This window comes from Thiocapsa roseopersicina, from assembly GCF_900106925.1.
In the GTDB taxonomy this organism is placed as follows: domain Bacteria; phylum Pseudomonadota; class Gammaproteobacteria; order Chromatiales; family Chromatiaceae; genus Thiocapsa; species Thiocapsa roseopersicina.
In genome coordinates, this window is the sequence record NZ_FNNZ01000001.1 from 339809 (window position 1) to 353919 (window position 14111).

The following is a 14111-nucleotide window of genomic DNA, read 5'->3' on the forward strand; positions in this document are numbered from 1 at the left end:
AACACGTAGGATGGGTAGAGCGAAGCGAAACCCATCCAGCCCGCGCCAAGCGCATCGGAGCGAAACCCGGCAACGCGGCGGTCTGGAGGATGGGTTTCGCTGACGCTCTACCCATCCTACCGGTTCATCGAGGTGTTCAGTTCCCGGAATTCGCCTAAGTCACCCAACTCAACGAGAGGATATCTTTGCCACGGTTCTCGTTGTCGTTGTCCGAGTCGCAATCACAATCGGCTTGCTTGCACCGGCCATCGTGGCACGTGGCGCAGAGCGCCAGAGGCATGCGTGACACCGCGGAGCGGGTATCACGAGCGACTGAAGGTTTCACGAGTTCCGGATCAGCCTCAGGACCCCGGCGAGCGCGCGATGCGAAACCCGATGCTGCGATGGTTGAATCCGGGTCCGACGCGGCAGCGGTAGGCCGAGCGCATGTAGCCGGCATAGCCGTACCATGAGCCGCTGCGCATGACCCGTTTTGCGCAATCCCCTTCAAGCCAGGCGCTGCCGTCGGCGGGCGCACCTTCGAAACCGGCGTTCCAGCAATCCGCGGTCAACTCGTTGACATTGCCGTGCATGTCGAGCAGACCCCAAGGATTGGGTGGGTAGCTGCCGGTGGGTGCCGTGCGGCCGAGATTGACGTCGGTCGGGCGACCGCAGCCGGCGTATTCGAAGGTTCCGTCGTAGTTCGCCTGATCGGTGCTGATACAGGCACCGGTGCTGAAGGGCGTCGTGGTGCCAGCGCGCGCTGCGTACTCCCATTCCGCCTCGGTGGGCAGTCGGTAGCCCTTGCCGGTGAAGCGATTCAGCCAGCGCAGATACTCTTGGATGTCGTCCCAGGAGACGTTGATCACCGGGTAGTCGCCGCGACCCCAGCCCTCGTCGGACGGATTCGTGGTGCAGCCCTGGTCGAGTACGCAGGCATCCCAGTCGGCGAAGGTGACCTCGCGCTGACCGATCTCGAAGGCGGCGACACAGACCTCGCGTTGGGGGCCCTCGTCGGCGTCGCGCTCGGGCTCGTCGGGCGGACTTCCCATCAGGAAGCAGCCGGCGGGAATCGAGACCATGGCGATTTCCGGGGCGAGGCTGAGCTGCAGGGTTTGCTCCGTTCCGGCGGCGACGAAGACCTCCTGCTCGGCCGGGTCGAATCCGTCTCGGCGGGCCTCGATGCGGTACTCGCCCGGGGCGAGATGGATCAGGAAGGTCTCTTTGGCCGTGCTGGGCGAAGTGCCTTTGCGCTCGCCGTCGACAAACAACTGCGCGTCTCCGGGGATGGTGAAGATCCGCACCGCGCCGGTGGTCTCCGCGGCGAGTTTCGCACCGGGCAAGAGCGCAGCGATGCCCAAGAGCAGGATCAATGAATGGCGCACGGGATGGATCCCTCGTGTTCGGGTTGGGGGATTAAACGCGTTGGTGTACCGCCGGCGAACCGGACTGCGCGGCATCACGGCTTGCGGATTCTAAACCGCGCGTCTTCCTGCGTCTGTGCCTGTGAGATAATCCGTCGCAATTTTCGATCTTCACATCAGCCCGGATGACGATTGGCGATATGAGCTTTCCCGAGGTCAAGACCGGCAGCCGGCGTGCGCTGTCCTGGCGCGAACGTCTGCATGCCTATGTGTTGCTGGTGCGTCTGCATCGGCCGATCGGCATCTTTCTTCTGATGTGGCCGGCGCTTTGGGCCTTATGGCTGGCCGGGGACGGTCAGCCGCCCTGGCAGGTGGTCACGGTCTTCGTGCTCGGGGTCGTGTTGATGCGCTCGGCCGGATGCGCGATCAACGATTTTGCGGATCGCGACTTCGACGGGCATGTCGCGCGCACCCGTGAACGGCCGTTGGCGACCGGCGCGGTCTCTCCGCAAGAGGCGGTGGCGGTCTTCGTGATCCTGTCTCTCGTCGCATTCGGGCTGGTGCTCTTCATGAACTGGCAGACGGTGGCCCTGTCGGTGGTCGCGGCCCTGCTCACCCTGGTCTACCCCTTCATGAAGCGCTTCACCCATGTGCCTCAGCTGTTTCTCGGGGCGGCCTTCGGGTGGGCGATTCCGATGGCCTTCACGGCCGTGACCGGCGGCATTCCGGGGTACGCCTGGCTTTTGTTCGTCGCGACCCTGATCTGGGCGCTGATCTACGATACCCAGTACGCCATGGTTGATCGCGAGGATGATCTGAAGATCGGCGTCAAGTCGACCGCGATCCTCTTCGGCGAGCACGATCGTTTGGTTATCGGGCTCCTGCAGCTTCTGATGCTGGGCCTGTTGGTCTGGATCGGGCTGCTGGCCGAGCGCGGGTTCTTCTTCTTCGGCGGTTTGGCCGTCGCCGGGGCGTTGGCGCTCTATCAACAGGTGTTGATTCGAGAGCGGGCGCCGGCGCCTTGCTTCAAGGCATTCCTGAACAACAACTACTTCGGGATGGCGATCTTCGTCGGGTTGGTGCTCGACTATGCTTTCGCTATGGGCGCTTGATCTCGGTCGGATCGAGTGATCTGCCGAGATCGGATTCGAGTCTCAAGGTGCGGGATGGGTGAGATGAGGCTCGTCCTCGATGACTCTCGCGTCCGCGTTCGGGAAGCGCGCGACCACCCAATCGGGTAGCTTGGCCTGATTGGCGTGATAGAGGGCATCGGACTCGACGATGATCAGGACGAGGACCGTGGCCATCACGGGCAGTATCCCGACGCCGATCACGAGCGCCCAGACCGCCTCCTTCATCATCCCGCCGTAGGTGTATCCGACCCAGCCGAGCACGACGGCGGTCAGAAGCAGACCGAGCATCACCAGAAAGATCCGGCTTCGTTTCGCGCAGACCTGCCAGTGACACATGACATACCAGGAGTCGCGCCCGATGCCGTGCTTGGCACGCCATAGCGTGAAGCCGAGGATGCTGAAGGAGATGGCCGGGATGATGGCCATGACCCAGGGGAAGCTTCCGGCCAAGCCGCCCATCGCGACCGCGAGCAGGATGTGGTTGGCGATCAGGTTGGTCAGAAATAATTCGTGTGGGATGTTGGCCTTTTTGATTTGATCCGGGCTGATTTCGAAGCGCATGAGACGGGTGCCCTATTCGACTGCTCGTTTTGAAAGGACCGGGTGCGCCTGTCCGCGATGATGCGCCCCGATGCAGATGGATGTGCCGCCGGTGTTCAGTCGCCTGGGCGGCTGCAAATGTATCGCGGCGGAGACCCTGTTTCGCTTTGCGTGCTGATTCATGCCGTGGATGGCGAATCATCGGCCTCTTTTCAGGCGCGCGTGACCGAACAGATCGGGCATTGCGGATCGGAAGGCAAGCGCAGGCTCCGCCACTGCATGAGCGCCGCATCCAGCAGCAAGAGGCGCCCGAACAACGGCTCGCCCAGTCCGGTCAGGATCTTGATTGCCTCGGTCGCTTGAATACTGCCGATGATGCCGACCACCGGGGCCAAGACGCCGTTGGTCGAGCAGGTCTCGTCGATGCCGCCGTCACGCGGATAGAGACACTGGTAACAGGGGCCGCCGGGCTGGCCGGAGAAGGCCGTGACCTGTCCCTCGAGACGGATCGCCGCGCCGCTGACCAGCGGGATACCGGCAGCCACACAGGCCGCGTTCACGGCAAACCGCGTCTGGAAGTTGTCGCAGCAGTCGAGCACCAGGTCCACGTCGGCGACGATGTCCGGCAGCGTCTCGTCGACGAGGCTGCGCTTGACGGTGACCAGATCCACGTCCGGATTGAGCGCGGCGAGCGCGATGCGGGCCGACTCCGCCTTGGGCCGTCCGATATGAGCGGTCGTGTGGATGATCTGGCGCTGGAGGTTGGACAGATCCACCGCGTCGAAATCCGCCAGCACCAGCCGCCCGACACCGGCCGCGGCGAGATACATGGCCACCGGCGAGCCGAGTCCGCCGAGTCCGACCACCAGGACGCTGGATGCCCGAAGCCGCTCCTGACCCTCGATCCCGAAATCGGGCAGCAGGATTTGGCGGCTGTAGCGCAGGAGCTCGGCGTCGGTCATTCGGAGGCTACAAATACCTCCGCCAGTGCTCCGGCCGATCGTCCCGACATCCGTGCTCGATCAGCTCGTAGCGCTTGGCGAAGACCTTCTTGGTGCAGTTGCTCTCGCCGTTCGGACACCCGCAGTTGGCGCGGAAGGTGTCTTCGGTGTAGTAGTAGAGCGCACGCCTGACTCGGTAAATCAAGCGGTTGTCGATGTGGAGACCCAGCTCTGTCAGTGCCTCTTCGATCTCTTGGAGGCGGGTGACGAGCACGTCGTAGGTGACCCTGAGGAGGATCGGTGCGACGGGGTCGGTTTCGAGGATGCCGTCCACATCCTTCAGGAACCGTGCGGCGGTCGCGGCCTGATGCGGATCCGGATGGATCTCCTGGAAGGGGATCTCGCGGGACTTGATGCGGTCGGCGTCTGAGATGTCCATGGTATCCTTATGCTAATCGCGGTACTCGAATTCTCAAAGCGGAATCCTGCCGGCTCGATCGTTGCTCGATCGAGCCGGGATGTTGCTCCGGTCGGCGCTCGACGCGAGGCTGTTCGGAGGCGAGCTGTTTTCTGCATCTGCGGCCGCTTGGCCGGGGCTGAGCTCGCTCCCCTGTTCCGTGCCGAGACCATCTGCAACCAGTGATGGGACAGCGCATGACCGAAAGAGATCTTCCCGACGCCGATCTTGCACCGCGGCAGGTGCCGAGTGCCGAGCGAACAGAAGCATCCGGCCGGGATGTTCGTGTCGGGCGCCCGATCGGCGTCGGTATCAGGCTTCGGAGCATCCTCTTTTTCGTGCTCTACAACCTGATGGGGGTTTTTCACAGTCTCGCCAGTGTCGCTGTAGCGCCATTTCAGACCTTCGAGCAACGTTATCGCTTCGTCAACCGCTGGACGCAAGCGACTATGTGGTTGCTGCGGCGGCTTAACGGTGTCGAGATCGAGGTCAGCGGGCTTGAGAATATCCCGTCGGACGAGCCGGTGGTGGTCTTGGCCAATCACCAAAGTCAGTGGGAGACCTTCTACCTTCAGTTGCTCTTCACGCCTCAGGCGACCGTGCTCAAGCGCGAGCTCCTCTGGGTGCCTTTCTTCGGTTGGGCACTCCTCCTGCTGCGACCGATTGCGATCGACCGAGGCCAGCCGAGTCAGGCATTGAAGACGCTCTTGCGGGTCGGTCAGGAACGGCTCGCGCAGGGTGTCAGCGTGGTGATCTACCCGGAAGGCACGCGGCAACCGCCGCGGCATCTGGGGCAATTCAACGCCGGAGGCGCCATGTTGGCCTGTCGTGCGGGACGACGGGTCGTTCCGATCGCCCATAATGCCGGCGACTGCTGGCCGGCCCGCTCGCTGTGGCGCTTCCCGGGCACCATCCGGGTCGTGATCGGAGAGCCGATCGATTGCGCGGGCGAGACCGCGAAAGCGGTGAACGAGAAGGCCGAGGAGTGGATTCGCGCGACGCTCGAACGCCTCTGAGGAACCGGCGGTCGTTGCATCTACGAAAAAGGCCGGGCCGCTGAAAAGCGGCCCGGCCTTTTTTATCGACGACGCGATGCGGTCAGTTCGTGATCGGTTCGCGCCCCTCGACGACCGCAGCGTAGTAGGGGCTGGTCTCCAAGAGCTCGAGCACACGCGAATCCGCCAAGGCGTGGGCGATCTGCTCCAGCTCGGCGCTTGCGAATCGACCGCTCGGCGAGGCATCACCGCGGACACAGGTATCCGGCACGACCTCGTCGGACAACTCGTGCAGCCGTGCCAGCATGTGCTCGGCCATAAGCTCGGCGGCGATCCGGCGCTGCTGTCGGTACCAGTCGTGACCGGCCTGTGTTGCGAAGCTGCGCTCGTTCTCGAAGCTGCCGTCGAGGCCGATCGCGAGAGGCCGGGTGTCGGCGGCCACGGCGGACGAGCCGACCAGTGCTGCGATCAGGAGGATCGAGGATGTTTTCATGAGCCTTTGCTCTGCCATAAAATAAGTTAATGCTAATATACTGACAAATAGAGTCTGAGTCAAGGCGTCGGGAAATGGGGCGCCAGGCGCGATTACGCGCGGGCAAGCGTCAGTCGATCGTGGCCGGCGAGGTCGGTTCGGGTGCTCGGCGCCTTAAGGCCGCCGTCGGCGAGGATTCGGCGAATATCGCTGCCTTGGTCGTAACCATGCTCGAGGAAGAGCCAGCCTCCGGGGCGCAGGCAGCGGCGTGCATCGGCCGCGATCGCGCGGTAGGCATCCAGGCCGTCGCCGCCGGGGGTCAGGGCCTCGCGTGGCTCGTATCGAAGATCGCCGCGGGCGAGATGCGGGTCGCCGTCGGCGACGTAGGGCGGGTTGCTCGCCAAGGCGTCCAGGCTGGCGGGCGCGAAGGCGTCCGACCAGTGTGCCCGGAGCAGGGTCACGTTTCGCAGGCCGAGCCGGACGATGTTCTCGCGAGCGACCTCGAGCGCGGCGGGAGAGCGATCCGTCGCAACGAGGTGCCACGCGGGTCGCTCGGTGGCCAAGGCGGCGGCGATGGCGCCGCTGCCGGTGCCGAGGTCGGCGACCCGCAGGGGTGCGTCGGCGCGGAGAGACTCAAGCGCCGTCTCGACCAGCAGCTCGGTCTCGGGGCGCGGGATCAAGGTCGCGGGTGTGACGAGGAGCTCCAGGCTCCAGAAGTCCTGTCGACTTCTGATATAGGCGATGGGCTCGCCGGCCAGGCGGCGGGCGAGCAGTGCGTCGAAGCGTGCGTAGGCATCGGGTGGGACAGGGTGGTCGGGCCAGGCGAAGAGACGGGTCCGAGACCAGCCTGCCGCTTCGGTCAGGAGCAGCTCGGCCTCCAATCGAGGCGTACCTTCGGGGAGGATTGCGAGCGCCGCTGTCGCCCCCTGTAGGACGGCCTCGACGCGCAGCTCGACCGCGCGCGATATTCCGCCGGGTTCTACTGTCGGCGCCGAGCAGGCCGCGTCTGATGCGGCCCCGTCCGAACCGTTCTCAGCCATGCATCATCGCGGTCAGCTCTTCGGCCTGATATTCCTGCAATAGCGGGTCGATGACCTGATCGAGCTGGCCCGTCATGATCTCGTCGAGCTTGTAGAGGGTCAGGTTGATGCGGTGGTCGGTCAGTCGGTTCTGGGGGAAGTTGTAGGTGCGGATCCGCTCGGAGCGGTCGCCGCTGCCCACCTGAAGCTTGCGCGATTGCGCCTGCTCCGACGCCTGAGTCGCGCGCGCGCCGGACAGCAGCTTGGCCTGGAGCAGCGACATGGCCTTGGCCCGGTTCTTGTGCTGGGAGCGTTCCTCCTGGCACTCGACGACGATACCGGAGGGCAGGTGGGTGATGCGGATCGCCGAGTCGGTCTTGTTGACATGCTGACCGCCTGCGCCCGAGGAGCGGTACGTGTCGATGCGCAGCTCGCTCGGATTGATCGCGATGGAATCGATGGCGTCCGCCTCGGGCATGACGGCGACGGTACAGGCGGAGGTGTGGACGCGGCCTTGGGATTCGGTCTCGGGAACGCGCTGAACCCGGTGCGCACCGGGCTCGAATTTGAGGCGCGAGAAGACACCGTTGCCGATGATGCGCACGATTACCTCCTTGTAACCGCCAAGCTCGCCGGGACTCTCGGCGATGGGCTCGATCTGCCAGCGCATCAGCTCGGCATAGCGCAGATACATCCGCAGCAAATCGCCGGCAAAGAGCGCGGCCTCGGCGCCGCCGGTGCCGGCACGGACCTCGAGAAAGACGTTGCGCTGATCGTCGGGATCCGGCGGGACGAGGAGGCGATAGACCTCGGGCTCGAGCTGCTCGCGCCGGTCGTTTGCCTCGGCCATCTCCTCGCGCGCGAGTGCGGCCATCTCGGGATCGGCAAGCATCTCCTCGGCGGCGGCCAAGTCGAGCTCCGCTGCGCGATACCGGTTGTAGGCCGCGATGAGGGGTTCGAGCTGGGCATACTCGCGGCTTAAGTCGCGGAAACGATTCTGATCGGACTGGGTCTCGGATTCCGCCAGCAACGCGACGACCTCGCCGAAGCGCTCCGAGATGCGCTCCAGCTTGCCTCGGATGGATGGGTTCATTGAGTCGAAATGGCGCGGTTCGGGTCGAGCTGGAAGAGCTCGTTGGCCGCCACCAGGATCTCCGCCTCGCCTTCGCGGGCGGCTTGGCGCAGACGCGAGCTGGGCGCATGCAGCAGTTTGTTGGTCAGGGTGTGGGCGAGATAGTTGAGGACCTCGGTCGGCGGCTTGCCGGCGTCGAGCTGGCGCTGGGCGCGTGCAAGGACATCGTCGCGCAGCTCTTCGGCGCGTTGACGGTAGTCCTGGATGAGCCCGGCGGCATCCAACGAGCGCAGCCACGCCATGAACTCGTCGGCGTGGAAGGCGATGATGTCTTCGGCCTGAGCGGCGGCGGCCTGACGCGAGCGCAGACCCTCGTCGATGACGCCCTGCAAATCGTCGATGGTGTAGAGATAGACGTCGCTGAGCTCCCGGACCTCGGGCTCGATGTCACGCGGCACCGCGATGTCGACCATGAACATCGGACGATGCTTGCGTTTCTTCAATGCCCGCTCCACCGTGCCTTTGCCGAGCACCGGCAAGGGGCTGGCAGTGGAGGCGATGACGATGTCGGCCTCGGCCAGGTGGTTGCCGATCTCGGCAAGGGCAATGGCATATCCGTCGAACTGGGCGGCCAGCTCATGGGCGCGCTCGACGGTACGGTTCGCGACGATGATGCGTCCGATCCCGGCGCGGTGCAGATGGCGGGCGGCCAGCTCGATAGTCTCGCCGGCGCCGATCAAGAGTGCGGTCTGCTGGGTCAGGTCGCTGAAGATTTGGCGTGCGAGGTTCACTGCGGCGAAGGCGACCGAGACGGGGCTGCTGCCGATCGCGGTCTCGGTGCGGACGGTCTTGGCGACCGAGAAGGCATGCTGGAAGAGACGTCCGAGCAGCTTCCCGGTCGCGGTACAGTCGGTCGCGGTCTGATAGGCGGTCTTCACCTGACCCAGAATCTGCGGCTCGCCCAAGACCATCGAATCGAGCCCGCTACAGACGCGCAGCAGGTGGGTAACCGCATCGCGACCGAGATGGGCGTACAGAAAAGGCCCCACCCGTTCCTGCTCGACCCCGTGGAATCTGCTCAACCAGTGCCGGGCCGCCTCTTCGGAGCAATCCTGCACCGCACAGTAGATCTCGGTACGGTTGCAGGTGGAGAGCACGACACCCTCGGCGATGCCGTCGCAATTGGTGAGGTCGCGCAGGGCGCCGACGATGATGTCGGGGCCGAAGGCGAGCCGCTCGCGGACATCGACCGGCGCCGTCTTGTGATTGAGTCCGAGAACAAGCAGCTTCATAGTTCTGAGGATGTCAGGTGGTGATCCTCGCGATTGTCCGACTTTCGAGGGTCGATGAAAACCCACCGACGTCGATCTTGTGGTTTTTCGGGTGTGGGAGGAAGGAACTGCTTCGCTATACTGGGCTCTCACGATCACAATCGTTGTTGGATTGGCTCTTGCCGGATCATGCACATGCCACGCTCGTTTCTGCTTTCCACTGTCGGCGGGTTCTTTGCCGTCTTGGCGTTTCTGTCCGCGGGCGCATTCGCGCAGATCCCGGATCCTGCATCGAGCCCGGAATCGACCCCGGCGCCTGCTGGCCCTCCGCAACCCGAGCGATCCGCCGACACGCAGGCCGATCGCCCGGAGGCCGATGCGGCGGGTCTCTCCGGGGGGCTGGACGCCGATCAGATCTATGCGGTCCTGGTTGCCGAGATCGCCGCACGGCGCGGCGATATGGACACCGCATTCACCTATTATCTCGAGGCCGCCGACCTCACGAAGGATCCCCGCCTGACCGAGCTGGCCGTGCGTTCAGCCATCACTGCGGGCAACGATGCGGCGACCGAGCAGGGCTTGCGGCGCTGGCTGGACCTCGACCCCACGTCGACCGGCGCGCATCAGATGGGCGCCTTCTCCCGCATCAAGGCGAACGACCACGAGGGGGCGCTCATGCACCTGATGCGTCTCGTGCAGCTCTCGCCCGATGACCCGGACGCGGCATTCGGACAGGCCGCCGCCATCATTTCGCGGGCGCCGACGCCTGCGGCCCGTGTCGGACTGATGCAGGCGCTGGCCGACCAGTTTCCGCAGAGCGCGCATGCGCAGCAGTCGCTCGCGATGGTGGCGGCCAGCGCGTCGCAGCTCGAGATCGCCGATGCCGCCGCACGCCGGGCGCTCGAGCTGAGCCCGGAATGGAACAAGCCGAGACTGTTTTTGGTGAAGCTGTTGATCTCCTCGGACAAGCGCGGCGAAGCGCGGTCGTTGCTGGAGGAGTATCTCGCGCTCAGTCCCGACGATCAGGTGTTGCGGATGCTGTACGGACAGCTCCTCGTCGAGGAGGAGGAGTTCTCCAGTGCGCGCGATGTCTTTCAGCGCCTACTCGACAATCGTCCGAAGGAGCCGGATGTGCTGTTCGCGGTCGGGGTTCTGTCGCTGCAGCTCGAGGATACGGAAGGGGCGCGCATCTATTTCACGCGTTTGTACGAGACCGGCGAGCGTCGAGACGAGGCGGCCTTCTACCTGGGGCAGGTCGAGGAGCGTGCCGAAAATCCCGAGGCCGCTCTTGCGTGGTACGGCAAGGTCAAGGGCACGAATTCGGTCGATGCGCAGATCCGCACGGCATTGTTGAGCGCAAAGGGCGGCGACATTCGGCGTGCGCGCGAGATCCTCCAGCAGCTGCGCGACCGAGGACCGGATAACGCCGTTCTTCTCTACTTGGTCGAGACCGAGATTCTCGAGTCGGTCGGTCGGCCGGACGAGGCGATGGCGATCTTCGACAGTGCCTTGCAGGCATTTCCGGACGACGAAAATCTGCTTTACGCGCGGGCGCTTTCGGCGGTCAAGCTCGATCGGATCGTCCTCGCCGAGCAGGATCTGAGGCGGATCATCGAGATCGACCCCGAGCATGCCGATGCCCTGAATGCACTCGGCTACACGCTGGCGGATCGAACCGATCGCTACGCCGAGGCGAAGGGCTACATCGAGAAGGCCTATGCGCTCAAGCCGGATGAGCCGGCGATCCTCGACAGTATGGGTTGGGTGCATTACCGCCTCGGCGATTACGAGACCGCCCTCGATTATCTCAGGCGCGCGCTCGAGCACCTGAGCGACGGGGAAATCGCGGCGCACCTCGGCGAGGTACTATGGGCCATGAATCGTCGCGAAGAGGCCCTCGAGGTCTGGGAGGCTGCGGCCAAGGAGCATCCGGACCACGGGTATCTCAAAGAGGTCATGGGGCGGCATCGCGCATCCGGCGGCGAGCCGTCCCGATGAGCCAGCGCCCGATGAGAGAGCCACTCATGATCGAGCCGGTCCCCGCGTCGTTTTGGCCCGCGCCTGCCAAACTCAATCTCATGCTGCGCATCGTCGGGCGTCGGCCGGACGGTTATCACGAGCTGCAGACGGTGTTCCAGTTCATCGACCGTTGCGATCGGCTTCGGTTCGAGGTGCGCGAAGACGGGCTGATCCGCCGTCTCGTCGACGTGCCGGGTGTCGCGCCGGAGGACGATCTGACGGTCCGTGCGGCGCTGACCCTCCGCGACGCGACAGGTTGCCGCCTCGGGGCGGATATCCGCTGCGAGAAGCTGCTTCCGATGGGCGGGGGGCTCGGCGGCGGTAGCTCCGACGCGGCGACCACGCTGGTTGCGCTGAATCGACTCTGGGCCACCGGTCTCGACGAGGACGCCCTCGCGAAGCTGGCCCTCCCTCTGGGCGCCGACGTACCTGTCTTCGTGCGCGGATTTGCGGCTTGGGGAGAGGGTGTCGGCGAGCGCCTGACGCCGGTCGCGTTGCCCGAGCCCTGGTATTTGGTGCTGTCTCCGCCCTGCTCGGTCTCGACGAGGGATGTGTTTATGCATCCTGAGTTGACACGGGATTCGGTGCCCGCCAAACTAGCGGACTTCGTTGCCGGCGACGTTTCGAACGATTGCTTGAGCGTCGTGCGACGCGAGTACGCTCCGGTCGCGCAGGCCCTCGACTGGCTTTCGGGCTGGGGCGGTGGACGTTTGACCGGAACCGGGGCTTGTGTGTTTGCGGTCTTCGACGATCGCTCGCAAGCGCTCTGCGCGCTTGAGCAATGTCCGCCCGAGATGCGTGCGTTCGTCGCCCGCGGGCTGAATCGATCGCCGCTGCTCGCGCACATGGAGATGCTGCCCTGATCCGGTGTCGTGCCGAGCGCGTGATTTCGAAGTCCAGACCAGTTTTTGGGGCGTAGCCAAGCGGTAAGGCACCGGGTTTTGATCCCGGCACCCCCAGGTTCGAATCCTGGCGCCCCAGCCAAACCCTGTCGAGCCGAGCCCCGCGTGAAAGGCGGTGATTCGCGCGAGACGGGCTATTCGCCGTCGTCGCGGAGATGAGCCGAGCGCCGAGCTGCTTGTATCCGGAACGGCTCTTCGTGGGTCGAGGTTTCCCTGCGCCGCGCCCGCTTGCCGATGAGTCGACGCTTGTCATTCGTGCCCCGATGTTGTCATCCTCCAGCAAGACGTCAGGAAATCGCCAGTGCCTGCCAGCCATTTGATGGTTTTTTCCGGGAATGCCAATCCGGAGCTCTCGGTCGAGATCGCCGGTTATTTGAGTGTCCCGCTCGGTAAAGCCGTCGTCGGTCAGTTCAGCGACGGCGAGGTGATGGCCGAGATTCAGGAAAACGTGCGCGGGCGCGATGTCTTTGTCGTGCAGCCGACGGGGGCTCCGACGAACGACAATCTGATGGAGCTGCTGGTTATGATCGACGCCCTGCGCTGGGCGTCGGCCAAGCGCATCACCGCGGTCATCCCTTATTTTGGCTATGCCCGGCAAGACCGCCGGCCCCGGTCCGCGCGCGTTCCGATCACGGCGCGCCTCGTCGCCAAAATGATCGGTCAGTCCGGCGCCGATCGCGTTCTGACCGTCGATCTGCACGCGGATCAGATCCAGGGGTTCTTCGATATCCCGGTCGACAACGTCTATGCCTCGCCGATTCTGTTGGGCGATGTTTGGCGAAAGCGCTACGACGATCTCATGGTCGTTTCGCCGGACGTCGGCGGCGTGGTGCGCGCGCGCGCACTTGCCAAACGGCTCGACGATGCGGATCTCGCGATCATCGACAAGCGCCGTCCGCGCGCGAACGAGGCGAAGGTCATGAACATCATCGGCGATGTTCGGGATCGCTCGTGTGTCATCGTCGATGACCTGGTCGATACGGCGGGGACCCTATGCAGTGCCGCTGCGGCGCTGAAAGACGCCGGTGCCTGTCGAGTCGTGGCTTACTGCACCCACGCGGTGCTTTCGGGGCCGGCCGTCGACAACATCTCGGCATCCCGGCTCGACGAGTTGGTGGTCACCAATACCATCCCGTTGCGTCCGGCGGCGAAGGCTTGTCCCAAGATCAGGCAGTTGAGTATCGGCGAGCTGCTTGCCGAGACGATGCGCCGAGTCTCGAACGAAGAGTCGGTCAGCTCACTTTTCGTCGACTGAATTTAAACCATTCCGGCGTTGCGATCCTGGTCGCGGGATCCGGCGCGCTTTTGTAGTCATCATCAACCGGAGAACGCCGATGAGCGTCAGTTTCGAGATCAACGCGCAGCCCCGCGCAACTGCAGGAACGGGTGCGAGCCGCCGCCTGCGTCGCACGGGACAAGTGCCCGCCATTGTTTACGGTGGCCATCAGGAGCCCGAGATGGTCTCGGTCGGTCATAACGAGATGCTCAAGCACCTCGAGAACGAGGCGTTCTACTCGCACGTCCTCGATCTGAAGATCGGGGAGCGCTCGGTGAAGGTCGTCTTGAAAGACCTGCAGCGCCATCCCGCAAAGCCATTCGTGCAGCATGTGGACTTTCTGCGGATCACGCAGGACGAGAAGCTGCGCATGAGCGTGCCCTTGCATTTCATCAACGAGGACCGCTCCAAGGGCATCAAGATGGGTGGGCAGGTGTCCCACAACATCACCGAGCTCGAGATCCTCTGTCTGCCGAAGGATCTCCCGGAGTTCATCGTCGTCGACATGGGCGATACGGATATCGGCCAGATCATCCACTTGTCGGAGATCCAGATGCCCGAGGGTGTGAGTCTGGCTCATACCCCGGATTCGGACGAGGCCGTCGCCATGGTTTACGGTCCGCGCGGTGGCGGAGACGACGAGGCGGAGGGGGAAGAGGAAGGCGCCTGAC

General features: G+C 64.4%; 14 protein-coding genes and 1 tRNA gene. 7 read left to right on the plus strand and 8 right to left on the minus strand.

The window, feature by feature from the left end:
* Positions 1–341 precede the first annotated feature (341 nt).
* Positions 342–1364, minus strand: coding sequence for an SUMF1/EgtB/PvdO family nonheme iron enzyme (locus BLV04_RS01565; protein WP_093027426.1), 1023 nt, complete (start codon positions 1362–1364; stop codon positions 342–344).
* Between the two features lie 179 nt (positions 1365–1543).
* Here BLV04_RS01565 and ubiA point away from each other — a divergent pair, with 179 nt between their 5' ends.
* Positions 1544–2455, plus strand: coding sequence for a 4-hydroxybenzoate octaprenyltransferase (gene ubiA, locus BLV04_RS01570; RefSeq protein WP_093027428.1), 912 nt, complete (start codon positions 1544–1546; stop codon positions 2453–2455).
* Between the two features lie 42 nt (positions 2456–2497).
* Here the strand turns inward: ubiA and BLV04_RS01575 are convergent, their stop codons facing one another.
* The 3 genes from BLV04_RS01575 to BLV04_RS01585 form a co-directional block, all read right to left on the minus strand.
* Positions 2498–3037, minus strand: coding sequence for a hypothetical protein (locus BLV04_RS01575; protein WP_093027430.1), 540 nt, complete (start codon positions 3035–3037; stop codon positions 2498–2500).
* A 191-nt stretch (positions 3038–3228) separates the two neighbouring features.
* The gene (locus BLV04_RS01580) at positions 3229–3978 is read right to left on the minus strand and encodes a HesA/MoeB/ThiF family protein (protein ID WP_093027432.1); all 750 of its coding nucleotides are present in this window, start codon (positions 3976–3978) and stop codon (positions 3229–3231) included.
* 7 nt (positions 3979–3985) lie between these two features.
* The gene (locus BLV04_RS01585; RefSeq protein ID WP_093027434.1) at positions 3986–4396 is read right to left on the minus strand and encodes a hypothetical protein; all 411 of its coding nucleotides are present in this window, start codon (positions 4394–4396) and stop codon (positions 3986–3988) included.
* 215 nt (positions 4397–4611) lie between these two features.
* Here BLV04_RS01585 and BLV04_RS01590 point away from each other — a divergent pair, with 215 nt between their 5' ends.
* Positions 4612–5430: a lysophospholipid acyltransferase family protein gene (locus BLV04_RS01590; protein WP_245731654.1), complete on the plus strand. Its 819-nt coding sequence runs from the start codon at positions 4612–4614 to the stop codon at positions 5428–5430.
* 82 nt (positions 5431–5512) lie between these two features.
* Here the strand turns inward: BLV04_RS01590 and BLV04_RS01595 are convergent, their stop codons facing one another.
* From BLV04_RS01595 to hemA, 4 genes are all read right to left on the minus strand, one after another.
* Positions 5513–5902 (minus strand): hypothetical protein, encoded by a 390-nt coding sequence (locus BLV04_RS01595; RefSeq protein WP_093027438.1) that lies wholly within the window; start codon positions 5900–5902, stop codon positions 5513–5515.
* A gap of 92 nt (positions 5903–5994) precedes the next feature.
* The gene (gene prmC, locus BLV04_RS01600; protein WP_093027440.1) at positions 5995–6921 is read right to left on the minus strand and encodes a peptide chain release factor N(5)-glutamine methyltransferase; all 927 of its coding nucleotides are present in this window, start codon (positions 6919–6921) and stop codon (positions 5995–5997) included.
* The gene (gene prfA / locus BLV04_RS01605) at positions 6914–7993 is read right to left on the minus strand and encodes a peptide chain release factor 1 (RefSeq protein WP_093027442.1); all 1080 of its coding nucleotides are present in this window, start codon (positions 7991–7993) and stop codon (positions 6914–6916) included. The genes prmC and prfA overlap by 8 nt, the downstream gene beginning before the upstream one ends.
* Positions 7990–9264 carry a glutamyl-tRNA reductase gene (gene hemA / locus BLV04_RS01610; protein WP_093027444.1) on the minus strand — a complete coding sequence of 425 codons (1275 nt, stop codon included), beginning with the start codon at positions 9262–9264 and terminating at the stop codon, positions 7990–7992. The genes prfA and hemA overlap by 4 nt, the downstream gene beginning before the upstream one ends.
* Positions 9265–9438: 174 nt before the next feature.
* Here hemA and BLV04_RS01615 point away from each other — a divergent pair, with 174 nt between their 5' ends.
* From BLV04_RS01615 to BLV04_RS01635, 5 genes are all read left to right on the plus strand, one after another.
* Positions 9439–11241 (plus strand): tetratricopeptide repeat protein, encoded by a 1803-nt coding sequence (locus tag BLV04_RS01615; protein WP_093027446.1) that lies wholly within the window; start codon positions 9439–9441, stop codon positions 11239–11241.
* 11 nt (positions 11242–11252) lie between these two features.
* A complete protein-coding gene (gene ispE / locus BLV04_RS01620; protein WP_245731657.1) occupies positions 11253–12125 on the plus strand; it encodes a 4-(cytidine 5'-diphospho)-2-C-methyl-D-erythritol kinase in 873 nt (290 codons plus the stop codon).
* A 46-nt stretch (positions 12126–12171) separates the two neighbouring features.
* A tRNA-Gln gene (locus tag BLV04_RS01625) sits at positions 12172–12246 on the plus strand.
* A gap of 219 nt (positions 12247–12465) precedes the next feature.
* The gene (locus BLV04_RS01630) at positions 12466–13419 is read left to right on the plus strand and encodes a ribose-phosphate diphosphokinase (protein WP_093027450.1); all 954 of its coding nucleotides are present in this window, start codon (positions 12466–12468) and stop codon (positions 13417–13419) included.
* 79 nt (positions 13420–13498) lie between these two features.
* The gene (locus BLV04_RS01635) at positions 13499–14110 is read left to right on the plus strand and encodes a 50S ribosomal protein L25/general stress protein Ctc (RefSeq protein ID WP_093027452.1); all 612 of its coding nucleotides are present in this window, start codon (positions 13499–13501) and stop codon (positions 14108–14110) included.
* Position 14111 lies beyond the last annotated feature (1 nt).

What these genes read in the sequence shown, in the direction of transcription:
- BLV04_RS01585 (WP_093027434.1), bottom strand. Translation starts at nt 4,396, where the DNA reads ATGGACATCTCAGACGCCGACCGCATCAAGTCCCGCGAGATCCCCTTC.
- ubiA (WP_093027428.1), top strand. Translation starts at nt 1,544, where the DNA reads ATGAGCTTTCCCGAGGTCAAGACCGGCAGCCGGCGTGCGCTGTCCTGG.
- BLV04_RS01595 (WP_093027438.1), bottom strand. Translation starts at nt 5,902, where the DNA reads ATGAAAACATCCTCGATCCTCCTGATCGCAGCACTGGTCGGCTCGTCC.
- BLV04_RS01580 (WP_093027432.1), bottom strand. Translation starts at nt 3,978, where the DNA reads ATGACCGACGCCGAGCTCCTGCGCTACAGCCGCCAAATCCTGCTGCCC.
- BLV04_RS01575 (WP_093027430.1), bottom strand. Translation starts at nt 3,037, where the DNA reads ATGCGCTTCGAAATCAGCCCGGATCAAATCAAAAAGGCCAACATCCCA.
- BLV04_RS01615 (WP_093027446.1), top strand. Translation starts at nt 9,439, where the DNA reads ATGCCACGCTCGTTTCTGCTTTCCACTGTCGGCGGGTTCTTTGCCGTC.
- BLV04_RS01590 (WP_245731654.1), top strand. Translation starts at nt 4,612, where the DNA reads ATGACCGAAAGAGATCTTCCCGACGCCGATCTTGCACCGCGGCAGGTG.
- prmC (WP_093027440.1), bottom strand. Translation starts at nt 6,921, where the DNA reads ATGGCTGAGAACGGTTCGGACGGGGCCGCATCAGACGCGGCCTGCTCG.
- prfA (WP_093027442.1), bottom strand. Translation starts at nt 7,993, where the DNA reads ATGAACCCATCCATCCGAGGCAAGCTGGAGCGCATCTCGGAGCGCTTC.
- ispE (WP_245731657.1), top strand. Translation starts at nt 11,253, where the DNA reads ATGAGAGAGCCACTCATGATCGAGCCGGTCCCCGCGTCGTTTTGGCCC.
- BLV04_RS01635 (WP_093027452.1), top strand. Translation starts at nt 13,499, where the DNA reads ATGAGCGTCAGTTTCGAGATCAACGCGCAGCCCCGCGCAACTGCAGGA.
- hemA (WP_093027444.1), bottom strand. Translation starts at nt 9,264, where the DNA reads ATGAAGCTGCTTGTTCTCGGACTCAATCACAAGACGGCGCCGGTCGAT.